This is a genomic window from Vibrio sp. TMPB1044 (assembly GCF_030442075.1).
GTDB lineage: Bacteria > Pseudomonadota > Gammaproteobacteria > Enterobacterales > Vibrionaceae > Vibrio > Vibrio satsumensis.
Map to the genome: position 1 here is coordinate 256,842 of NZ_JAUJED010000025.1, position 22,656 is coordinate 279,497.

At 44.5% G+C, this 22,656-nt stretch carries 24 protein-coding genes; 11 read left to right on the forward strand and 13 right to left on the reverse strand.

The window, feature by feature from the left end; all coding sequences use genetic code 11:
- Window positions 1–253 precede the first annotated feature (253 nt).
- Together QQ041_RS19165 and QQ041_RS19170 are read left to right on the forward strand one after the other, a co-directional pair.
- Window positions 254–718, forward strand: a complete 465-nt coding sequence (locus QQ041_RS19165; RefSeq protein WP_285954835.1) for a DUF2850 domain-containing protein — start codon at window positions 254–256, stop codon at window positions 716–718.
- 426 nt (window positions 719–1,144) lie between these two features.
- Window positions 1,145–3,685: a glycosyl hydrolase family 18 protein gene (locus tag QQ041_RS19170; RefSeq protein ID WP_285954836.1), complete on the forward strand. Its 2,541-nt coding sequence runs from the start codon at window positions 1,145–1,147 to the stop codon at window positions 3,683–3,685.
- A 112-nt stretch (window positions 3,686–3,797) separates the two neighbouring features.
- Here the strand turns inward: QQ041_RS19170 and QQ041_RS19175 are convergent, their stop codons facing one another.
- Window positions 3,798–4,646, reverse strand: a complete 849-nt coding sequence (locus tag QQ041_RS19175; RefSeq protein WP_285954837.1) for an alpha/beta hydrolase — start codon at window positions 4,644–4,646, stop codon at window positions 3,798–3,800.
- 225 nt (window positions 4,647–4,871) lie between these two features.
- Window positions 4,872–5,465: a TetR/AcrR family transcriptional regulator gene (locus QQ041_RS19180; protein WP_008216752.1), complete on the reverse strand. Its 594-nt coding sequence runs from the start codon at window positions 5,463–5,465 to the stop codon at window positions 4,872–4,874.
- A 163-nt stretch (window positions 5,466–5,628) separates the two neighbouring features.
- Here QQ041_RS19180 and QQ041_RS19185 point away from each other — a divergent pair, with 163 nt between their 5' ends.
- Together QQ041_RS19185 and QQ041_RS19190 are read left to right on the forward strand one after the other, a co-directional pair.
- A complete protein-coding gene (locus tag QQ041_RS19185; RefSeq protein WP_146492581.1) occupies window positions 5,629–6,585 on the forward strand; it encodes an AEC family transporter in 957 nt (318 codons plus the stop codon).
- A 123-nt stretch (window positions 6,586–6,708) separates the two neighbouring features.
- Complete coding sequence (locus QQ041_RS19190; RefSeq protein ID WP_285954838.1) at window positions 6,709–7,749, forward strand: acyltransferase; 1,041 nt, start codon at window positions 6,709–6,711, stop codon at window positions 7,747–7,749.
- A gap of 433 nt (window positions 7,750–8,182) precedes the next feature.
- Here the strand turns inward: QQ041_RS19190 and QQ041_RS19195 are convergent, their stop codons facing one another.
- The gene (locus QQ041_RS19195; RefSeq protein ID WP_285954839.1) at window positions 8,183–9,061 is read right to left on the reverse strand and encodes a 6-carboxytetrahydropterin synthase; all 879 of its coding nucleotides are present in this window, start codon (window positions 9,059–9,061) and stop codon (window positions 8,183–8,185) included.
- 233 nt (window positions 9,062–9,294) lie between these two features.
- Window positions 9,295–10,119 carry an AraC family transcriptional regulator gene (locus QQ041_RS19200; protein WP_285954840.1) on the reverse strand — a complete coding sequence of 275 codons (825 nt, stop codon included), beginning with the start codon at window positions 10,117–10,119 and terminating at the stop codon, window positions 9,295–9,297.
- Between the two features lie 110 nt (window positions 10,120–10,229).
- Here QQ041_RS19200 and QQ041_RS19205 point away from each other — a divergent pair, with 110 nt between their 5' ends.
- On the forward strand, window positions 10,230–10,706 hold the full coding sequence (locus tag QQ041_RS19205; RefSeq protein WP_146492588.1) for a YHS domain-containing (seleno)protein: 477 nt from the start codon (window positions 10,230–10,232) through the stop codon (window positions 10,704–10,706).
- A gap of 162 nt (window positions 10,707–10,868) precedes the next feature.
- The gene (locus QQ041_RS19210) at window positions 10,869–11,495 is read left to right on the forward strand and encodes an START domain-containing protein (protein WP_285954841.1); all 627 of its coding nucleotides are present in this window, start codon (window positions 10,869–10,871) and stop codon (window positions 11,493–11,495) included.
- A 34-nt stretch (window positions 11,496–11,529) separates the two neighbouring features.
- Here the strand turns inward: QQ041_RS19210 and QQ041_RS19215 are convergent, their stop codons facing one another.
- From QQ041_RS19215 to QQ041_RS19230, 4 genes are all read right to left on the reverse strand, one after another.
- Complete coding sequence (locus QQ041_RS19215) at window positions 11,530–12,060, reverse strand: DNA mismatch repair protein (RefSeq protein WP_285954842.1); 531 nt, start codon at window positions 12,058–12,060, stop codon at window positions 11,530–11,532.
- Between the two features lie 8 nt (window positions 12,061–12,068).
- A complete protein-coding gene (locus tag QQ041_RS19220) occupies window positions 12,069–12,455 on the reverse strand; it encodes an MAPEG family protein (protein ID WP_285954843.1) in 387 nt (128 codons plus the stop codon).
- 608 nt (window positions 12,456–13,063) lie between these two features.
- Window positions 13,064–13,531: a YjiG family protein gene (locus QQ041_RS19225; RefSeq protein WP_004737023.1), complete on the reverse strand. Its 468-nt coding sequence runs from the start codon at window positions 13,529–13,531 to the stop codon at window positions 13,064–13,066.
- Entirely contained in the window at window positions 13,531–14,268 is a 738-nt protein-coding gene (locus QQ041_RS19230) for a nucleoside recognition domain-containing protein (protein ID WP_048610036.1), read from the reverse strand. Before QQ041_RS19230 ends, QQ041_RS19225 begins: the two co-directional genes overlap by 1 nt.
- A gap of 531 nt (window positions 14,269–14,799) precedes the next feature.
- Here QQ041_RS19230 and QQ041_RS19235 point away from each other — a divergent pair.
- Together QQ041_RS19235 and nhaD are read left to right on the forward strand one after the other, a co-directional pair.
- Window positions 14,800–14,970 carry a hypothetical protein gene (locus QQ041_RS19235; protein ID WP_167373185.1) on the forward strand — a complete coding sequence of 57 codons (171 nt, stop codon included), beginning with the start codon at window positions 14,800–14,802 and terminating at the stop codon, window positions 14,968–14,970.
- 235 nt (window positions 14,971–15,205) lie between these two features.
- Entirely contained in the window at window positions 15,206–16,645 is a 1,440-nt protein-coding gene (gene nhaD, locus QQ041_RS19240) for a sodium:proton antiporter NhaD (RefSeq protein WP_146492594.1), read from the forward strand.
- On the opposite strand, the gene QQ041_RS19245 is transcribed toward nhaD, so the two are convergent.
- The 3 genes from QQ041_RS19245 to QQ041_RS19255 form a co-directional block, all read right to left on the reverse strand.
- A complete protein-coding gene (locus QQ041_RS19245; RefSeq protein ID WP_086714579.1) occupies window positions 16,642–17,028 on the reverse strand; it encodes a hypothetical protein in 387 nt (128 codons plus the stop codon). The two genes, nhaD and QQ041_RS19245, sit on opposite strands and share 4 nt — an antisense overlap.
- Before the next feature lie 171 nt (window positions 17,029–17,199).
- A complete protein-coding gene (locus QQ041_RS19250; RefSeq protein WP_146492596.1) occupies window positions 17,200–17,682 on the reverse strand; it encodes a methylated-DNA--[protein]-cysteine S-methyltransferase in 483 nt (160 codons plus the stop codon).
- A 65-nt stretch (window positions 17,683–17,747) separates the two neighbouring features.
- Complete coding sequence (locus QQ041_RS19255; protein ID WP_285954844.1) at window positions 17,748–19,124, reverse strand: AlkA N-terminal domain-containing protein; 1,377 nt, start codon at window positions 19,122–19,124, stop codon at window positions 17,748–17,750.
- Window positions 19,125–19,360: 236 nt separating this feature from the next.
- Between QQ041_RS19255 and QQ041_RS19260 the strand changes: the two genes are divergently transcribed.
- A complete protein-coding gene (locus QQ041_RS19260) occupies window positions 19,361–19,564 on the forward strand; it encodes a hypothetical protein (RefSeq protein ID WP_146492599.1) in 204 nt (67 codons plus the stop codon).
- Between the two features lie 196 nt (window positions 19,565–19,760).
- On the opposite strand, the gene QQ041_RS19265 is transcribed toward QQ041_RS19260, so the two are convergent.
- Entirely contained in the window at window positions 19,761–20,651 is an 891-nt protein-coding gene (locus tag QQ041_RS19265; RefSeq protein ID WP_285954845.1) for a LysR family transcriptional regulator, read from the reverse strand.
- Between the two features lie 154 nt (window positions 20,652–20,805).
- Here QQ041_RS19265 and QQ041_RS19270 point away from each other — a divergent pair, with 154 nt between their 5' ends.
- Window positions 20,806–21,159 (forward strand): DUF413 domain-containing protein, encoded by a 354-nt coding sequence (locus QQ041_RS19270; protein WP_019819999.1) that lies wholly within the window; start codon window positions 20,806–20,808, stop codon window positions 21,157–21,159.
- Window positions 21,160–21,725: 566 nt separating this feature from the next.
- Window positions 21,726–22,526: a glucosamine-6-phosphate deaminase gene (nagB, locus tag QQ041_RS19275; protein WP_008216780.1), complete on the forward strand. Its 801-nt coding sequence runs from the start codon at window positions 21,726–21,728 to the stop codon at window positions 22,524–22,526.
- A 64-nt stretch (window positions 22,527–22,590) separates the two neighbouring features.
- On the opposite strand, the gene QQ041_RS24165 is transcribed toward nagB, so the two are convergent.
- Entirely contained in the window at window positions 22,591–22,656 is a 66-nt protein-coding gene (locus tag QQ041_RS24165; RefSeq protein ID WP_353057832.1) for a hypothetical protein, read from the reverse strand.

Consider the following 22,656-nt stretch of genomic DNA (forward strand, 5'->3'; position numbering starts at 1 on the left):
TGCGTAAATTTAGGTGATAATTGTTTTAACCAATTCGAGACTTTCCTACAAGAAATAAATACGCATAGCTTAAGCATTTCTGGAATTCGCTTTCATTGACAGCGCAAATACTGAGGGACAAGGCTAAAAATCGCCAAAGCAACCAGATTTATTGGAACATTCGATCCTGCTTCTAACTCTTAGAACAATTTTTGCAAACTAAGGTTTTAGTTAATAGAATTTAAAACAATATCAGTCGAAAAATGAAGAGATAATGGTAAAAAAGCCGACTAAAAGCAGAGATCTATTTGCCAACGCGTTACTCTACGGCTTCCTATTAGTTGGCTTTATGGTTGCTCTCACCGCCGGCTATTTTGCTTACCAAGCCCACCAACAATCTGTCAGCCCAAGCAACGTCTATGGCACATGGGTAGAGATTGCGGCGCCACCTTACAACACCGATATCCTTACACTTTCAGATAAAGGTGTAATGATGAATCATCGCCTCATTGCTACCTCGTTTGACTTTGATGGCAAAATTGTCACAATCAATACAGGTTCCGGACCAACGGTTTACACCATCAGTGGCACTTACGATTCACCTCGCTTAAAGCGACTGATGCCAAGTGTGCCCTCTCAGCAATTCATCAAAGAAGGCTTCGAAGATACCGCGACGGGTGATACCCACAGTGTGATGCAACAAAGACGCGCTTCCTTAGCTGAGCAGTTCAAAAAATAACCTCACCTCTATCTTCTCAGTAAATCTATTCTCCATAAAAGTATTATCTGCAGTTATACCCTTCATATCTCCTTGTTGATCTGCCCACTCATCCAACACACTTCACTTTGTGATACGGCTTCAATTCGCGATATTTTCCTATAGTTTGTCGCATCTTTTCATCACTTAATGTTGTAAATTTTCACTTATGAGATTTTCATTCTGAAGAAGGATTTATTTTATAAAACATGGACTCAACCTCTCACTCATTAAGCAACAGAATTGTAACAAGATACAATTTTTTAGTTGTCCATCGTAAACGGATTTATTTTCAGTTATAAAATAAAAACTCTCTCGAATACTGACTGGGAAGCTCCTTCAAAACTGACTGGAGCCGCTTATGGGGCCAATTGGTTCTCGTAACCTTCAAGGAATGAGAGAAAAAGTATGATTCGTATAAATACCTGTGCTGCAAGCATTGCTCTAGCGCTATCTGGTACAGCATTAGCTGCTCCAACAGCACCTAGCATCGACATGTACGGTTCCAACAACCTGCAGTTTTCTAAAATTGAACTCGCGATGGAAACCACATCAGGCTACAACCAGATGGTTAAATATCACGACAAAGCAAAGGTCGACGTTAAGTTCAACCAATGGAGCGGAACGTCAGGAAACACGTACAACATCTACTTCGATGGCGTGAAAGTTGCCACTGGCCCAATTACTGGCAGTCAAACCACAGCTTCATTCGAATACGGCCAAGGCGGCTTATTTGAGATGGAAATCGAAGCGTGTGACGAAACAGGCTGTGCCAAAAGTGCACCCGCTCAAATCACGATCGCTGATACTGATGGCTCACACTTAGCCCCACTTGCGATGAATGTTGATCCGAACAACAAGTCATACAACACAGATCCAAACACAGTAGTGGGTACTTACTTTGTTGAATGGGGCATCTATGGCCGTGATTACACAGTTGATAATCTACCCGCTGATAACTTGACCCATATCCTTTATGGCTTCATCCCAATTTGTGGTCCTAACGAATCAGTAAAATCGGTAGGTGGAAACAGCTACAACGCACTAATGACAGCTTGTCAGGGTGTTAATGATTACGAAGTGGTGATTCATGACCCATGGGCCGCTTTCCAGAAAAGTTTCCCTCAAGCGGGCCACGAATACAGCTCACCGATCAAGGGTAACTACGCGATGATGATGGCACTCAAACAGCGTAATCCTGATTTGAAAATCATACCATCGATTGGTGGTTGGACGCTGTCAGACCCATTCTTCGATTTCACAACCAAAGCGAACCGAGACACCTTTGTGGCATCGGTTAAAAAATTCCTAAACACATGGAAATTCTATGACGGTGTAGATATTGACTGGGAATTCCCTGGTGGTGGCGGTGCTGCGCCAGATCTTGGTGACCCAGTAAATGATGGCCCAGCATACATCGCATTGATGGCAGAGCTGCGCGCAATGCTCGATGAGCTAGAAGCAGAAAATGGCCGTACTTATGAACTAACCTCAGCGATCGGTGTTGGTCACGATAAGATTGAAGACGTGAACTACGGCGATGCTATCCAGTACATGGATTACATCTTTGCAATGACTTATGACTTCTACGGTGGTTGGAACAACGTGTTGGGTCACCAAACGGCACTAAACTGCGGTAACTTCATGCGTCCTGGTCAATGTGATGGCACAGGACTTGATGAAAATGGCGAACCATACACAGGCCCTGCTTACACCACAGACAACGGCATCCAATTGCTTCTTGAGCAAGGTGTTCCAGCCAACAAGCTTGTTGTTGGTACAGCGATGTACGGTCGTGGTTGGGAAGGCGTATTACCATCATCACTTTCAGATCCGAGCGATCCTATGACAGGAGTTGGTAACGGCAAACTGAAAGGCAGCTCTGCACAAGGAGTATGGGAAGATGGCGTTATCGACTACAAAGGCATTAAGGCGAACATGCTTGGTGCGAACAACCAAGGTATCAATGGCTTCGAATACGGCTACGACGAAATGGCAGAAGCGCCTTACGTTTGGAACCGCACTTCAGGCCAGCTGATCACATTTGATGATGACCGCTCTGTAAAAGCCAAAGGCGCGTACGTTCGTAGCCTTGGCCTTGCGGGTCTATTCTCTTGGGAGATTGATGCTGATAACGGTGATATCCTAAATGCAATGCATGAAGGTCTAGCAGGTGGCACCACCGATCCTGTAAACCGTAAACCAACGGCTGCAGCAGGTGCCGACCAATCGGTTGAAGGCCCAGCTTCTGTTTCTCTAGATGGCAGTGCTTCAAAAGACAGCGACGGCACAATTGCTAGCTACGCTTGGTCACAAGTGAGCGGTCCAGCCGTAACACTGGCTAATGCCAATGCAGTCGTTGCAAGCTTCGATGTTGTGGAAGTCGCACAACAAGAGACTCTAACATTCAGCCTAACCGTAACAGACAACGAAGGCGCAACGTCAACAGACACAGTTGTTGTAACGGTAAACCCTAAAGACACAGGCCCAGTAAACACAGCACCAGTTGCAGTGGTTACGGCTCCGGCTGAAGTTAATGCGGGTGATGTAGTCGTGGTTGATGCTTCGGCTTCGAGCGATGCTGACCAAGACACATTGACCTTCACATGGGATGTGCCTGCTGGTATTGATGCGACTGTTCAAGGTTCTTCAGTGAGCTTTGTCGCGGCGGAATACACGCAAGATACAACGCTGAACTTCTCTGTAACGGTCAGCGATGGCACAGAGACATCAGTAGCGGCTACTTCAGTGAAAGTTCTTAAGAAAACCACAGGCGGCGGTACGTGTACTAACGCTTGGGATTCAGGTGCGGTTTACACTGGCGGCGACCAAGTGACTCAAGGCGGTAAGGTTTGGGAAGCGAAATGGTGGACAACTGGTGAAGATCCAACAACGACAGGCCAATGGGGCGTGTGGAAAGAGATCGGCCCAGCAAGCTGTGCTAACTAAGAACAAGATTAGCTAAAGCCAACTAAAAGCAAAGGCCAACCAGAGAATGTCTGGTTGGCCTTTTTCGTGTTTGTTTTCTTAACCCACGTTCTACTTATTTGATTAGTTAACCTTAACCAATCAGGTTATCAAAGCTCTCGAATACTTGCGGGCACTTCATTACTCGCCCGTGACCTTGACCTTGAGTAGCAATCAAAGTAACGCGTTCCATTTCATTCGCAGCACGCTGAGACACATCAAACTTAGTAAACTTGTCTTGCTCGTCATGAACAATGATCGTTTGAGACTCACGAAGCGCTAGCTTTCCATATGGATCCACAGACTGAATTGGGTAGTTAAACTGCTCTTCTACTTCTCCAACTACCGCCTCAAACAGTTTCATTGAGTAACCTGAACGCGCAACGCTGCCAAATAGGTTTTCTAGATAATCCAGTACAGGTGCAATCAGCAATAATGGCTTGTTTTCCAATTTAACGTGCTTACATTCCAACGCAGAAGCGGTACCCATACTGTGACCGACCAAACCAGCTACCTCGCCCACCGAATCAAGAATGGCTTCAAGGCCGTTCACAAACGCAGGGATATGACCATGTACGCCATCGCTGCCACCATGAGCAGGATGATCGTAAGCCAAAGCCGTAAAGCCTTTAGCGGCGATGTACTCCATCAGAGGGAAGAACTGACTCGCAGTGCCAGACCAGCCATGAGTCAGCACCCAAACAGGCCCCGTACCCAAAGAATAGGTTTTTAAAACGCCATCACGGCCTTTAATTTCACTCTTAATCAGCCCTTGTGGATCGGCGTTTTTTTGCTCAGTTCGCATTGGAGTAAGGAGTAACTTACGCGCTGTTTTCTTTGCATGGCTCGGCGCAAGAATGTAATGCAGGTTGGTTGTTGCACCAATCAGGCTGCGCTTGAAGCTGAATTTGTTCGATGTATTGAAATAGATTTTGTCACTCATGACCGTTCCTTGTATCGCCATCATCATTGGCGGGTCGAGCTCGGCCCTAAAAAATCGAACGACCGTGCTATTTATTAATATAAAAAATGGCGATAGCGCTTTTTATGACTGCTTGCCGCCACTTCTCTTAAAATCTTTTGCAAACATTAATTAAGCAAGGTCACATGCTTTGCGAGCTCAATGGTTTGCGAACTAAATGATTTGCGAGTTAACCTGCTATATGTATTAAACCGCTTTCCAGCTAGCAATTAAGCGCTCTACACCACTCCAAAAATGGGTATGGCTCGCTTGTTGGCCTCGCAACGAATAGAACAAGTTCGCACTCAAGTAGAGACCGTATAACTCGAAGGTAGCCTGCTTAGGATCTAAATCGGCTCTGAACTGTTTGCTCTCAACCGCTTTTGCTACCTGAATCGTCAAGTAATCAATCCACACTGAAATGGTTTTCTGCAATGCCTTCTGAATCACAGAGGTTTCACTGCCAGCGTCTTTCCATGCGTCAATAAACATGCAGCTGCCTTGGAATGAATGATTCCAACCCAGCCAGTTATCGAGCAGTTGTTTAAGCTTGGCTTCAATATCACCGTCACCGAGCTCTCTCGCCGGAATGATAACTCTTTCAGTGAATATGGCGTTGGAATATTCGAGTACAGAGAGTTGCAGGTTCTCTTTAGAGTTGAAGTGCGCAAACAAGCCACTCTTAGACATGCCACACTGCTTGGCTAGCTCGCCAATCGTCAAACTCTCAAGCCCATTTTCACTCGCAAGCGCGAATGCATGGCTCAAAATATACTCTTTGGTTATCTTTCCCTTGCTCATTATTCACCAATGATAAATCTGATACGTTACTTTTAGCACGTTCGTTCTTTTTTTCAAAGTTTTTTACTTAACTCTTGGTATTCATTTTGTCTTCTCAAAGAATTGTGGAAAAATGCGACAGTATTCAAAGGATATTGAAGTCGGCTAAATTTAAGGAAAAATAATGGACACACTTAGGGAACAGTTTGCGTTTTCGGCCTCAGTAACAGGCCCTATCTGTTTAATGCTGTTTCTTGGTGTGATACTCAAACGAATTGGACTGATCAACGACAACTTCATTGATGTCGCCTCCAAAATTGTTTTTCAAATCACCTTACCTGCGATGCTGTTCTTGAGTATTGTTCAGTCCGAACATAACTTCTCTGCCAGTAGCACCTTAGTGTTATTTGCTCTAGCTGCTAACTTCGCCTTTTTCTTAATTGCTACTCTATCCACCAAGCTGTTGTTTAAAGAGTCGAAGGACCAAGGTGTTATCATCCAGGGTGGATTTCGGGCTAATACTGGCATCATAGGTTTAGCGTATGTAGCCAATATCTACGGCAACCAAGGCGTGGCACTGGCCGCTATCTATGTCGCATCAATTACAGTGCTCTACAATATCCAAGCGGTGATTGCCCTAACTCCCAAGGGGACAGATACCGGCAATAAAGCCATTCAAGCAATCGCAAAGTCGATAACCAAGAACCCTCTTATTATCGCCATTTTCCTCGGCGTTTTCTGTTACGCATTGTCTATTCCAATCCCTAAAATGGTCACTGACGCCGGGCAATACTTGGCAAAAATGACCTTGCCTTTGGCTTTACTTTGTACAGGCGGCTCATTGGATATCAGCTCTCTCAAACAAGAGAGACTCGCGACTTGGTTTTCCTCAAGTTACCGATTAATTGTTTCCCCCTTACTTATCACATTAGCAGCATTGGCCTTAGGCTTTGAAGGTCTCGATCTGGGCCTAGTTTTCCTGATGAGTGCTGCACCAACCGCAGCCGCGAGTTATGTCATGGCACGTGCAATGGGCGGAAATGCAACGCTTGCTGCCAATATTATCGCGCTCACAACTATGGGTTCGCTTATCACTTGTACACTTGGCATCTTTGCGCTTACTGCAATGGATTTAATATAGCTGCGACAGGCTTCAAAAAACCAACACAAGCCTTGAAACAAAGGTCATAAGCCTTGATTTAGGACTAACTAGTTGGGCATAAAGACTGCTAGATTTCGTAAAAATTTTACTAAGAGATCTGATATGTCTTCCGTTCAACATACGCCTTCACAGCACATCGCCAGTATCGAGTTAGGCCGAGTGATTGCTATCTTGGCGATCATTGGTTTACACGGTCAAATGGCACTCACTTATTGGCAAATAGATGAAGTGCCTTGGATCGGTTATGTACTCAACCAAACTGCTCGTTTTGCGGTGCCTTTGTTTTTCCTAATTTCCGGTTATCTTATTCAGCCCAAGCTAACTGCATCCCCGTGGCAAACCGTCATTAATTACTCCAAACCACTGCTTAAGGTTTGGTTGGCATGGAGTATCATTTGCTTAGTGATGCCATTCAACCTCGCAAAGGTAGAAGAGTTTGGCTACCTAGGTGAGCGCGAAGGCTATTGGGGTTTCTTAATGAACACTCCACTTAACTCTTTCTTAGAGGGCGGATTGGTGCATTTGTGGTTCATTCCAGCCCTTGTGTGCGCAGTGTTGATCATCGCTTTATTGGTTGAATTGAAGCTCAATAAACTTCTATTGCCGATCGCTATTGCGCTCTATGGCTACGGTGCTTTGGCAGGAAGCTACGCAACGCTAACCGGATTAGAAGCACCCTTCTTCACGCGCAATGGTCCGTTCTTTAGCACTTTACTCGTTACCGCTGGTTTTCTGATTCGCCAACACCAATGGCAGCTATCATCAGCAAAAGCGTTGGGGTTAGTCGCTGTGGGAATGATCATCCATTTTTCAGAAGCAGCATGGTTAACCCAGTTTGATATCGCCTTTAATATTCACGATTTCTTATTTGGTACGGCTTTGTGGGGGATTGGTGTGTTCATGTGGCTTTTAGCAAATCCAAACATGGGTAACTACGCTTGGGTTCGTGCCATTTCAAATCGCATGCTGGGTATCTACGTAAGCCACTTACTGATCATTATCGTGTTGTTCAATGTCTGTGGAATCTTAGGCATTACGGAATTGGCAAAAGACGTTACGGTATTTTTTGGCACCGTATTGTTGAGCTTTGGGTTGGTTGCTGGAATCGAGAAAACGCCACTGCGACGCGTGCTACTTCGCTAGGGCGTGTTGACCTTTCGCGGTTAAATTTTGTTCGGATGGGGACGCCTAGTCAAAAGCGTTTTAATCGCAGCGAGGGAGAAATAGCCTAGCATTCTAAGCAAATCTCCCTCAACAAAGAGTAAAACGCTTTTTGCGGGGGCGCCCAGCTCGAACCCTTCGGGCAGCGTTTGCTGGTCATTTCTACTACGTTATCGGCTTCTCATGTAGGCTAGTCGGCTTCTCATGTAGGCTAGCTACACATCGATGCCTCTGCCTTGTATAAATACCCAGCAACTCGCTGCAAAAAACAGCTCGAAAGATCAACACGCCCTAGTGTTTATGCCTAAAACTATCCGCTAAATCAGTTTTAAAGAGCCACAAAAAAAAGGCAAGATAACTGAATATCTTGCCTTTCTTTCATCATATTAGAACTGAGACTCTCTCTCGTGAGGTGTTATCGGAACGCCATCGCGCCTTTACCTACCCCTTCATAAGCCACAATTTGTAGTGATTGGTTTTCTACCAAACTTGGGGCTACTTGATCCGCAATGTAGCCTGCCAGTAATTCCACCGTGGTATCGGTTGGTAAGATTTCCGTTTCACTCTTAGCAATCGCTAGCTCAAATTCGCCTTGTGGCGCGGTGTAGCGGAAGCCATAGTGACTTTCGTCATTAACGCTATTCGCGTGTTCACTCAGGTTAAGTGATGAAACTGAAACTTGGTCTTCTTTAGAGCCTAAATAGATATCTTCCCAGCGCTGAGCAAACGCCTGCTCGCGTTGTTCATCACGTTGACCATCAACCACAATTTCGACAGGAGAACGGTGACCATGTGCGATACGCTGGCAGTTACCGTCGTGCTTTTTCAAGCCATGGGTATAGTGGTAAAACGCACCATTAATGTTTTCATGGCGAAGGGTGATCTCTAACCCTGTGACGTTACTTGGTAGGTTATCGCGAAGAATATGATAAACATGAGCGGTCACACTCTCGATGGTGATCGCTTCAGCATCAATCAAACAGTATGCTTCATCAGGGCAGTGCAGGTGCAGGCTTTTATCACCACGCAACACATCCACCTTAGAGTAACCGGCTTTGCTCGCCTGATGCACGATTGCAGCGCTTTTCATTGGCAGCAGTAAGCGGTGGTCAACATGTTGATCAACCAGCTGTTTGATCTGCTTTTTGACCTTACTAAAATCCAGCACCATGCTCATTTCATTAAGTTCACCAGACATGGTGACATCTAAAATCCAACTATCTCCTACGACCCCTCTGTGCTCACAAATGTATGAAGAATCGATAACGGTAAGGTCTCTTACAAATAGGTTCAAGTTGAACTCCTTAATACTTTAATGAGATACGGGAGGCTGAATAATGTTCAGCAGGCACTTCGTCTCATTGGTGTCTAGATAAAATAGGACGGGCAGGATGTTACAACGAGCTTATAAAGTCCACCTTTTTACACCCTCTTCCGATAAAAGAACAAACTACATACAATTTCCGCTAAAACATAGACCAGCCTGATGCGAATAGCCATAAACCGAGTGGGGGAGTGCCTGGCGCTTCACGACACATTTTGCTTTAGCCAAAGGCGCGGCGACACACCCGTAACATGTTGAAAGGCACGTGAGAATCCTGAGTAGCTATTGTAACCCACTTCATCGGCAACCCAATTGATGGGCTTATTTTGCAATAACAGCGATTGAGCCACTGATACTCGCCACTTTTGCACATAATCTCCCGGCGTTTCACCCACTTCTCGTTTAAATGCTTCAATAAGCTGAGTACGAGACATCGCGGCCAATGACGCCATTTCGGCAATCGAGTAATGACGAGCGGGTAATCGATGAATGGCCGTCACTACAGAAGCCAATCGAGGGTGTGCAAGAGCCGAGAAAACACCACTATCAATTTTCTGTTGCTCAATAAGATGACGAAAAATCAAAGCCATCAAAGCGTCACTCAACTTGTCCATTAAGTACTGCTGCCCCGACGATTCTTGGCTCGACTCGTTAGATAACACTTCGATCACTGGCATTAAGTTAGGTGCGTCCACAAACGGAATCACTATCACATCAGGAAGCGCAGACAACAATGGGTTCATCTGTCCTGAGCGATACTCTACGTTCGCACATACGACCTCCGCGCCGTCTCCCACACCTTCAATCGCATGTGGTGTGCTATTCGGCAGATAAACAATACAAGGTTGCGACAGTTGCCTGTGTTCCGTTTGAGCACTAGACAAGCTCAACTCCCCCGCACTCAGTACATGAAGGTGCCCCTCTTTACCTTGTTGCGCGTTAAATGACGACACCCCACACAAGTTCCCTGAATAGAAAACGCCTGTACGTATCGAGAAGTGTTCCATTAATTGTGAAAGCAGATCCATGCACCCTCCGAACGATTCGCTTAGTTTTTAGTTCTTTTGTCCCTCTATAGACCGGACGAGTGAGCTAATTTATTTCATACAAGTTAACTAATACTGACAAGGAACTTGATATGTCACATTTGAAATCGACCAGCCAAAAAATCACTCTAATGACCGCGTTATTAGGTGCCAGCTTTTCCATCATGGCAGCCGACCTTGATATGAGCGTCGACAGCAATGACCTCGCGATTAAAGGTTATGACCCTGTTGCTTACTTTGCCAATGAAGGACCAGTAAAAGGTACATCAGAGTTCACAGCGACCTATAAGAATGCGATCTATAACTTTGCGAACAGTGAAAACAGAGATGAATTTCGAGCCAATCCAGAAGCCTATGCTCCTCAATATGGCGGTTACTGCGCATTTGGTGTAGCAATGGGTAAGAAGTTTGAAACTGACCCTCTCGCTTGGAAGGTGGAAGATGGGAAGTTGTACTTGAACTTAGACAAATCGGTTCAGAAACGCTGGTTAGAGAATACCCAAGAATTCATCCAAGATGCCGACAGCAATTGGACCACTATAAAAACGGTTGAAGCCTATAAGCTCTAGATAAATTGCCACTACCCTCCCTTCTATAAACGGAAGACCTCTGTCTTCCGTTTTTCCCAATATCAAATAACCATATTCAATACGCAGCATCTTACGACGCGAATCCAACCTATTTTTATTCTATAATCATGGAAGATAAGCTTTTCATTTCATGGAAGAATAATGATATTACCTAGGATTTTGGTACTTGGACTCTGTCTATTTTCAGCCCTCTCTTATGCGACTCCGTGGCAGTTCGTCAAAAGTGAAAATGGCATCACCATTCATAAGCGCAATCATGGGAATGGTCTTGTTGAAGTTCGAGCCCAAATGCAGGTCGAAACGAGCTGCTCAGGTTTTCTCTTATTGTTGGAAGACAGCGATAACGTGCCGAATTGGATCGACAATGTGTCGCACAGTGAAGTATTAATGCAGATCTCTAGTAATGAGAATATCGTCTATACCCAGTTCAAAGCTCCTTGGCCAGCTCGTGACCGTGATATGGTGACGTATTCGAAATATGAAGTAGAAGACGGTCAATTCACCTTAACCATTAAAGATGCATCCAATTACTTGGCTAAAGAGTCGGGGTATATTCGAATCAACGAGGTCGATGCGCTTTGGGTTTTACAGCCTCTAACCAATGGCCTGACTCACATCACCTATACGGCATATGCGAATGCGGGCGGTATCCTGCCTGACTGGTTAATGAACCGCTTATCAGCTAATAACGCATTCAGTACCTTCAAAAAGCTTAAAGACCAGCTTCCAAAGTACCAAGGGCAACAACACCCTAATCTCGACAAATAACTCAACATCAGGTTTGGCTGCAGTTGTAGAACGGTTAATTTCGTCTCGCTAGGTCACGCGCAAGAATCAATGCTAAACCAAAGATCTGAAGAAAGAGCGCGATATTTTTATAGAGGGTCATCTGCTCTTCAAGAGCTTGGAGGAGTTCAGATAAGGTTAGATTATCAAGGTAGAAGTCATCGATGCGTATGCGTTGCGATTGCTGAGCTTGGTTAATCAGCATCATGATCTGAGAAAGGTTTTCGACAGTAATCTCTGGAACTTCGCCACTGACCCACGCACCAAGCTGACCGCGCATCGCTTCTTCTAATTCCGGCGTCACCGCCGAACTTGAAGAAGTACTAATATCCATGTGCAGCAACATAGATTCACGCTTACGTTCTAAGGTTTCAATCGTATTCCAAGCCAACTGAATCGAGTAGACATTGCCCTGTTGGCGTTCTCGATACTGGGCTTGTTCAACCACCATTTTGTCGAGCACTAGGCTCGACACAACAATGGCCAGAATATTCAGCACTAAACCTGTTAATACAATCATCCATGGTGGAGGGAGGCGTAGCGCCATGCTTGTCCTTACATAAGCTTATCAAACGGGAGATAAATCAAGTTTAGAACAACTAAAGACACCATGCTGGCAAAGGTCAAATACATGCCTTGCTTTCTTCCCTTCAGGCTACGAGCAAGAATGCTTTTTCCATGAATAATACGACCAGCAACAAAAGCAATACCAATAACATGAATCAGCCACACACCGGCACCATTCATTTCTAACAATCCCATCAAAATCACCGTGATTGGGATGTAATCCATTGCGTTACTTTGAGCGGAACGAGCCACTTGTAACGATTCAACACCACCATCTGCGTGTGCTACTTGATTCTTTCTTCTTTGCTTAATCACTTCAATGGAAAGCCATAACATGACTAACGTAAGCAACGAAGCATATAACGCTGTAACCATTATCATTTCCTACTGGTTAGTTTATTCGGCGGACTACCTCAACGTATCTGTATTCAGAAAACAAGGAGCATTCACGCCCGCACATGTGTAAGAGATCTCTCACAACAAACGTAAGAGATTACAATCAAGCTTCGCAGAAAAATCCTAGATTACAAACCCAAGCCCTTGTTTTGTATGAGTCCGCACAGTTTTTCTTAGCTTTGCCTTCAGATTATTTACTTGAGGTAGATTGTCGGAGAAGCCTCCAGAGTGTTTAATATACATGTCGACAGGGAGTTGGCAGGAACAGGAAAAAGCCTAATGGATTAGGTATCTTCAGGACGAAGATTTGATGACTTCGGATGAGTTATCAGCAAGGAAGTTATACTCTAGGATAGAGTCACTTATCAGGATGATGAGTTAGTAAGGACACCGCTAGGACGGCGATGAATTGGATAGGTTAAAGGATTTAGCCAAGTCAAGGAACGATGCAGGGAGCATGCGTTACCTTATTGAAAAATAAGTAACAACGTTAGTAGCAGGATGGCTACGAAAAAGAACAGAACCCGTTTGGTGAAAGCCAAACGGGTTTTCCTTTTTCTAAAGCTTATAAAGATTCAGAAATCGGGTTACAGGATGATGTTCATCAAGAACATCGCGCCAAATGCGTTCAGTACCGAAATCGCGATCATCACTGGGATGTAACGACCTTCAGTTCCGATTGGCCCCATGATACGGCCCATGTATTGCACTTGAGAACCCATCAGGTAGATAGCTGGCGCCAAAATAGCAATGTGGTTGCCGTTCAAGATGCCTTGGTCAAACAACGTGATAACCACACCTACTGCGCCACCCATCGACATCCACGCGCCAATCAACACCGCTGCCGCTTCACCTGGTAAACCAAATACCGCCATGATTGGAGCAAATACGCTGCCCATCAGATCCAACGCGCCCGTAATCTGCAATGCCTTGATAATCACAAACGCCATCAGAACATTTGGCACGGTCGAGGTGGTCGCAATAACCCAGCCTTTCTTGGCACCTTCAACGAAAATATCAGTAACCATAGGTTTCTTTGCTTTAACTTCGCTCATTATGCTACTTCCTCTTCCAGTTTTTGTTCTTTGTCTGATTTTGGTTTGTCTTCTTTGCCTTCAGTAATATTTAGGTAAATGCGGAATAGGTTCGCGCCAACAAACTTGAAGATGAACATCACTGCCACAGCAAGACCAATTGACGAGGTTACTGCCAAAGAGCCATCCATCGCGGTTAGAGTGAACAACACGGCACCCGACGAGAAGAAGTTAACGATCGCGGCACCCGCGGTGAACTGGAACATCGTAAAGACATCGGTTTCACGCTTAGTTAAATGCCCTTCGTCTTTTAGCTGACGCGTCATCGCTGCACCCGCATCAGTACTTTGCAGAGAAGCAATCAATGCCAAGCCAGAGTTACCCGGAATACCCATCAGAGGGCGAAGTAGAGGTGTCAGCAGTTTGCGAGCCGCATCTAGCGCACCATAGTGCTCAAGTACGTTGATCATACCCAGTGCAAACATCACGGTCGGAATAAGTGTCAAAGCAAAAATGAAACCGTCGCGAGCACCACTACCACCTTTACCACGCAATGACGTCGTTGCCGCTTGAATACCATCAGCCGTTTCACTCACATCGTAAGCGACCTTACCGAATGAACCGTTGAGCGTTGTAAAATCGAACACTCCATACCATTCATTGGACTGCATTAAGCCTGAAAAGAACACAATCGCGAATGCGAGTGCGATATAGCTACCGATCGTGACTTTACGATCGGTTTTGGTTGGATTCGTCATAAGGACCTCTATACATCTCGTTTATGTGGAACAGAACACGTATAGATAGTGCAAACTAATGAGCAAAAGGTTAATGACCAAAATCAAACAGCGTATCGGTTTGAATAAAAGAAGCACAACAACATATAAAACTGTGACATGGATTTAAAAGCAGGACCATACGCTAAATAAATTAGAATATTTAACATACAAAACTAAACAAACCTTGCTTCAACACCGCAACCAAAAACGCACACAATCAACACACAACTCTGGCTTCTAGTGAGAGTTTTTTACCTAATCAGATCTCTGATAATGATGTAAGTGATCTCTTACATGGTGTTTTGTTTAATTTTAATTCAATTATAATACAGAGACTTAAAGAGTGAGTTCGCTTCCAAAATGCAACCGTTTGCCCTTAGTTGATTGAGTTTTGAGCCTAGCGACAACGGTGAGCCCGTTTATAAAGAATTTGAGCTTGATTCGAAATTTCAGCCCTCAGAGGTGCTATAGACTTCGCGCAGCCAATATTGAAGGAAAACGGTGATTACAATGGAAATGAGAACGCTTAAATATCAAGTAATGGGCAAGGGCATGTGGATCACTGCAACGGTATCTCGTGCAGTAGCGGACAAACTGGCGCTGGAATACCAATCCTACGGCTGGCCTGTTGAAGTATGTGCTGCAGAACAAACACTGACGTTTGATCTCAATGCTGCATAATATTGGCTATTTCGAATAAGCTCTATCGGCAGTGAATCCGGTAGGGCTTTTTCTTTAGGCTTTGAGTTCTCAAGACAGTAATTTTGAGCATGTAAGACCATATTTCGTTCACATCACAGTCTATTGCTTTCACTATAATCTATTGAATTATTAAGATATCTATCACACTCCACATGGTTATTTAGGTCTACGCTTTTACGCGTGTTAATAACTTATTAACTTTGGAGCGTAATTCATGTTAGGTATCCAGCTTCCTGCTGTTCTCTTTTTATTCTTCTTTTCTTCAGTAACAAGTGCGGCTACCTCTCAGTTAGGAGAGCCTCTCAAGCTAACTAACTCATTTGTCGGCTACCTATCACTGACAATTTTCGTTATCGCCTACATTGTGGTAATGATGGAAGAGTACCTAAAGCTCCGAAAATCCAAGCCAGTGCTACTTGCGGCTGGCCTGATTTGGATAATCATTGGTTTTACCTACCAAGAACACAACCTCGTTGAAGTCGCTAAACAAGCGCTCGAACACAACTTACTTGAATACGCCGAGCTATTACTTTTCCTACTCGTCGCTATGACTTATATCAGCGCCATGGAAGAGAGAAGACTGTTTGATGCGTTGCAAGCGTGGATGGTCGGCAAAGGCTTTAACTTCCGATCTCTGTTCTGGCTAACCGGTATTCTGGCCTTCTTTATCTCACCTATCGCAGACAACCTCACGACAGCTCTATTGATGTGTGCCGTGGTTCTGAAAGTCGCAGGATCCAACCCTAAATTCGTTAACTTGGCCTGTGTAAATATCGTAATAGCCGCTAACGCTGGCGGCGCATTCAGCCCATTCGGCGACATCACAACACTGATGGTGTGGCAAGCTGGTTATGTGAGCTTCAGTGAGTTCATTCCTTTATTTATTCCTTCAGTGATGAATTACCTCGTCCCTGCACTGATCATGTCTTACTTTGTTCCAACAACCCAACCCGATACGGTGCATCAACACGTTGAATTAAAACGTGGTGCAAGACGCATCGTGTTCTTGTTCATCATGACGATAGCCACTGCGGTTGCTTTCCATGCCGTACTCCACTTCCCTCCGGTCATGGGGATGATGATGGGGCTGGCGTATCTACAGTTCTTTGGGTATTTCTTGCGTAAGACCTTACCTAATTCACTGGCCAAGAAAAAAGCGGTGGCGATTGCCAATAATGATGAGGGGGCATTAAAGAGACTCGGTTCTGTTGTGCCATTTGATGTATTTCGAAGAGTGTCGCATGCCGAATGGGACACGCTGTTGTTCTTCTACGGTGTGGTGATGTGTGTCGGTGGTTTGAGTCTGCTTGGATACTTGGAACTTGCCTCTGGCGTGATGTATAGCCAATGGGATCCTATTTGGGCCAATATCATGGTGGGGATCTTATCTGCGATTGTCGACAACATTCCGGTGATGTTTGCCGTGTTATCCATGGAGCCACAAATGTCGATGGGCAACTGGCTACTGATCACCTTAACTGCAGGCGTTGGTGGCAGCTTGTTATCTATTGGTAGTGCAGCAGGTGTCGCATTAATGGGAGCGGCACATGGTAAATACACCTTTTTTGGCCACTTGAAATGGATGCCAGTAATCATGATTGGATATGCCGTAAGTATCGCCGCCCACTTATGGCTAAATGGTGGGCTTTTCTAATTCGATGCTCCTTTCAAAGGTTGTTCAACACGTGTCCAGACGTTGCTTAACTGCATTGCTGGACACCGATTGCAGGTTAGCACCTCCCCTTCGTGTTGTATTCGCATTACCAGTCCAGAATCTGATCGGCTATTCGCTGAATTCAACTTAATGTTGAGCAAATCACCTTCGACACTATAGGTTCGAGTCACGGAATTATCCGTTGTTTGATAGGTCACTTGCCCAGATTCAAAAACTAGAAAACTGTCATTATCTGCGTTCTCATACATACCTTTGAACAGAACAAGCTGTGGTACTTCGAAGGGACGACTGGTATCGGTTAAACAACCGGCTAGCAACAGCGCGCTACTGCAGCCAATTATCAGAGAGTGATGGCTATTCATTTGGGCATCCTTGCCTAGAGAACATAGTCAAAGAATATGCAACCAAATCGACATTTTCCAGAAAGCGTTGATTTTAATGCAAAGTCACATTTTAAGAACCACTAGCCTTCACCATTGAGTAGTACGTGATCCTCAGCCAGCATCGCGACAGGCTCGTTGCCAAATCGCTTACTAGTCTTGATCTCTGCCCTCTATCACCAATAAGCGCTGTTTGCGTTCTACACCACCCGCATAACCCGTCAGCTTGCCATTTTTGCCAATCACACGGTGACACGGCACAATCACAGAAACCGGATTTTTGCCATTGGCTAAGCCAACAGCACGAACGGCTTTCGGATTACCTATCGCATCAGCCAGTTGTGCATAGCTCCAAGTCTCTCCATAAGGAATGGTCGTCAGCGCCTGCCAAACCGACTGCTGAAATGGCGTGCCCTTGGCTGCGATAGGCACAGAAAATTGGATAGTTTCACCTGAGAAATAGCGATTAAGCTGCTCGATTGCCACTACAAAGATCGGAAAGCTATCATCTTGAACACCTAACTGTTCCGGCTTAGTGGTGTGTGTTTCAAACCACAGGCCTAGCAACCCTTGATCGTTCGCCTGTAAAGTCACGGTTCCCAATGGACTCTCATAATAAGTAAATCGGTTAGCCATAATATCTCCTAGCTTGGTATTTCAGATGTTTGTGGATTGCTGATGTTCGTGGATAGCTATTTCTATTAAGACTGATTCCAACAGTGGAACGTCGCGTAACTCCCCCAAGGCGAAACACTCTCTATATTGATGGTGGGGCGATGCTCAATAAACTTCTTCACCACTAAATCGCCAACCAACAGATGGTTAGGCTCACTTAAACCACGAAGCAGTGCATATTGAATCGTCCAAGGCCCAATGCCTTTTAGCGCAATCCATTTAGAAGGATGCTCAGCTTCATTGTCGACCATGTATTCAGCAAAACGCTTTAAGGTCTCTTTGCGGCTTCCCGGCATTCTCAAGAAGCTCAAATCAGCCTTCGCTATCTGTTGCGGCATGGGAAAGCTAACCTCCTCATGTGCTTCAGAAAGCTCTTTGACCAATAAATTGAGCTGACCAATTGCAGCGGTTACCGAGACTTGCTGCCCCAAAATCGCTCTCACTCCGGCTTCCCAAGCACTCCACACGCCAGGAATACGGATACCACTCTTAGCGACCAAGTTAGGATCGATCGTCGCAAAGAAAGTCTCGACCTTTACAATATCGACATCAAGATCGAACATACGTCGGATATTCGTAATCAAACTTCTTAATTGGCTTATATCATCCAACTCAAACTCAATATCTAAGCGGTTCTCTTTGGCTAAAGTCGCCTTGAACCACCCCTTCGCTCCGTTCACATTCACCGTGCGCTTATAACAATCTTCGCCAACCTCTTCTAAGCCTTCAATCATTCTTCGTCGATAAAAACCCAACAAGTGCTTCCAGTCTAAAGGCCCATTAAAACCAAGCTGAATATGATTACTCAGTGTGTCACTTGGCTTCGTTCGTCGAATTTGGCTCGGCGAAAGCTGCAACTCTTTTTGGAAAGCATCGTTAAAGCGACGTGTGCTATTAAAGCCACTCGCAAAGCCGACATCAGTAATGCTCATACTGCTGGTATGTAGCAACTGTTTGGCGAACATCAATTGGCTATAAAGGCTGTACTGCTTGGGTGACACACCGATGTAATTGTTGAATAAGGTCCGTAAGTAACGATCGGAAATACCTAACCGCGTTGCAAGGTCAACGATAGATCCTGAATTCAGCGCGCCGTTATCAATCAACTGCATCGCACGTAAAAAAGTGGTTTCAACGCCCTTCCATGCCGGAGAGAAAGGCGCACTGTCTGGTCGGCAACGCAAACAAGGACGATACCCCGCTTTCAATGCTTGAGCTTGATGAGAAAAGTATTCGACGTTTTCTTCTTTGGGCGGGCTTGCTGGGCAAATCGGACGACAAAAAATCCCTGTCGTTTTCACTGCTGTAAAAAACGTACCATCAAAGCGAGCATCTCGCGCATATCGAGCCAAATGGCACTGCTCACTCGTTAAGGTACTATTGTGATGAATATTTTTCGACATTCTGTGCTCTTCCCATTTGCCATAGCTTTTGCTCCTATAACTAAAAGTTTACCGTGAACCAGCATCATCGCTAGCCACTTTCGGAAGCGAAGGTTAGATAAATCACAAAAAAGGGTTTTAATTTTATTCAATTCGACTAAATTTAATCTTGAGAAGAAATTCTTCTCACAACGTCAACGATAGGTACTTAGCACACCAAGATGCAGAGACCTATCGAATATAAAAAGGAAAAGGCTATGGTTCTACACACATGTCGTATTGTTTTATCAAACCAACAGGTTCTCACCAGTCAATCAGTCGAGCAATCTCTGAGCTTTCTTGAAGACAAAGCGGACAATGGGATTTCTATGATTGAGATTGACGCAACGGATGGCCACACAATCCATTCGTACATGTCACACTCTCTCGAAGAGTCTATTGAGAATCTAATGAACCTATAAGTGTGTTAACACTATAGAGCCTTTAAATAGGGCTAGGTATACCAGGCTTAAACGATTTTATTTGAATTAGAAACGATCTCTAATTCAAAAAAGAAGTACATCTCTGGTTTAAAACAAAAATGGCTCCCAACTATACAACTAGTTAGGAGCCATTTTTTATCTCGTCAACAAAGCATATTGCTGGCTGCGCGTGCTATTACTCTGGCGTCTGTTCAGCGGCTTGTTGCAGCGTGTAAGCGGTCGATGGGTCAATCTCATTAACCAATTTCTCAACCTGCATGATCGCATCCACCGAAGTGCTGCTTTTACGGTAGCTCAGATAAATTGGGCGATACCAGTCTTCAACCCCTTTCACCTTGTGCAGCTTACCCGAATCGATAAAAGGTTCGACTAGAGAAACCGGAAGATACGCACTACCACCTTTCTCTAAAATGAAATCTAGGGCAATACGCGCTGTAGAGGTACGAAGATAAGGTGCCGGAACTTTAGGGTGACGTTCTGCGTGTTCTGAACCGAAGCGCGTTCCCCAATCAACATACACATATTTATGTTGGAATACCGATTCCAGATCATCTTGCTGTGTTGATACCAACACCAAAACCAAATCAGCCACTTTTTTACAGTTCAGCTCTTCCGCTTTGATCTGATCGAACGCGAACGCCATATCTAAAGTTCGTTCTAACAAGTTTCGGTTCAGTTGCTCGCGCCCCATCACCTCTGCCATAAAGCCGTAACCACCAAAAGAGTCGGTCACCACACTTAAACAGTTTTGTAGATACGCATCCCAAATATTCGGCGTGCCACCCAGCGTTAACTGCAAGGCTTTACCACTCTCTAACGACAGCTCAAATTTGGCTTGTTGTAGGGTGGACACCATCACTTCGGCATAACCAATCAAACGTTCACCGGAAGATGTGAGTTTGATGTTATTGCGATCACGAATGAAGAGTTGAGTATCAAAATAGCCTTCAAGCTGTTTGATCCGCGCACTCACCGCCGCTTGTGTTAAATACAAGTTTTCAGCTGCACGCCCAAAATGGCGCACCCTTGCAACCTCAAGAAAGGTTCTAAATACTTTCACATCCATCAAATACATCTCTGTAATAAATCTGCTAACTAGCCGATCTAGGATTGTTTATCGTAAAGGCAAAAACGTTTTGTTTCCTATTTTAGCCTTTTAACAATATTTTCGCGTGAGCAATAAACACTAATTTCTATCTAACCACATTACTGAGGCTGATATGTCTGAGACCGAATTCCGACACGGAAAAAAACGTTTTTATGACACCATTAAATTCCCACGAGGGTTCGCTAAGTCGGGTGATTTTACTCTTTCAGAAGAGGAAATCCTAACCTTGTTTGGTGACACTATGCTTGCACTTGAAACTGGTGAACTAGCACCAATCAATGCAGAAGAAAAACACTTCATTAAAGTGTTATCTCACCCTCATAAGGCAAAGTCCAAGTTAGAGCGTGTTTGGTTGAAGTACATTCAACTGGCTCGTGGACGCCGTCGCTTTCATACCCTAAACGGCTGCAAACGCGGTGAAGTGCCTAGGGAAGAATACGAAAGTGAGTTAGTGTTAGAAGATTAGTAAAACCGCTCAAAGTGATTCCTCATCACTTTGGGCTTTTTTTTGCCTTCGAACACACATCTTCATTGTAATTGATAAGTTTAGCCAAACTGTCCATTTTTACCAATATTTATATAGAATTCATAGCGATAGCGTGAATAAAACACGGCTCTTTCTCAATATCCTAGGGATTCATCCCAATGATATTCATCGTTCTTTATCCCGCTCCCGTCTTTTATCACGATAGCACCTCATTGCCATCATTATTTTCTAGCCTCAACTATACTTTCAAAGCTTGTTAATACGCCGAAGTATATCAAAACCTCAATACCTATTAATACGTAGAAACACCGTCCCTTTCAGGCGCTGAATTAGATCAATATTGCTCTATATGACAAACGTATTAATCTTGTTTAACGTAACTAAATATCCATACAATAATTGTGCAATTTTGAGAGTTCCAGTCACACATATGACGAAAAAAGCAAAAACTTGACCTAAAACAATAGCGGAACTCGACAACTTATTTTATAATGCGAATTAATGTTTCAGAACACTATAAAATTTTATTTCTAGGGGCAAAATCAATGAGACTTATTCCATTAAGCAACAAAGCAAAAGTAGGTAAATGGGCTGCTCGTCATATCGCAGATTCTATTAACAAATTCGCGCCAACTGCTGAGCGTCCATTTGTACTAGGTCTTCCTACTGGTAGCACACCTCTAACTACTTACGCTGAGCTAATTGAACTTTACAAAGCTGGCGAAGTTAGCTTCAAGCACGTTGTAACATTCAACATGGATGAGTACGTTGGTATCGACCCTAACCACCCAGAGTCTTACCGCACTTTCATGCACGAGAACTTCTTCAACCACGTTGATATCCAAGCAGAAAACATCAACCTGCTAGACGGTCAAGCTGAAGACATCGATGCGCACTGTGCAGCATACGAAGAGAAAATCCGTTCATACGGCAAAATCAACCTGTTCATGGGCGGCGTAGGCATCGACGGTCACATCGCATTCAACGAACCTGGTTCTTCTCTATCTTCACGCACTCGTATCAAAACGTTAACTGAAGACACTCGTATCGCGAACTCTCGTTTCTTCGATGGCGACATCAACCAAGTTCCTAAATACGCACTAACTATCGGTGTTGCTACTCTTCTAGATTCAGAAGAAGTAATGATCCTTTCTCTAGGCCACAACAAAGCTCAAGCGCTTCAAATGGCTATCGAAGGCTCTGTAAACCACATGTGGACTGTTACAGCTCTACAGATGCACCGTAAAGCGATCATCGTTGCTGATGAGCCAGCTCAACAAGAGCTAAAAGTTAAGACTCTACGTTACTTCCAAGAGCTAGAAGCTGAGAACATCCAAGACCTATAATCTCAGGTTTTGTTGAAACAAAAAGCCACATAATGAACTGACCCCGTAAAGTTGGACATTTCTGTTAAGCGGCTTTCAAGGCCTGAGTTCGATATTCTATCGGAGTCAGGCCTTTTAGTTTCACTTTTAT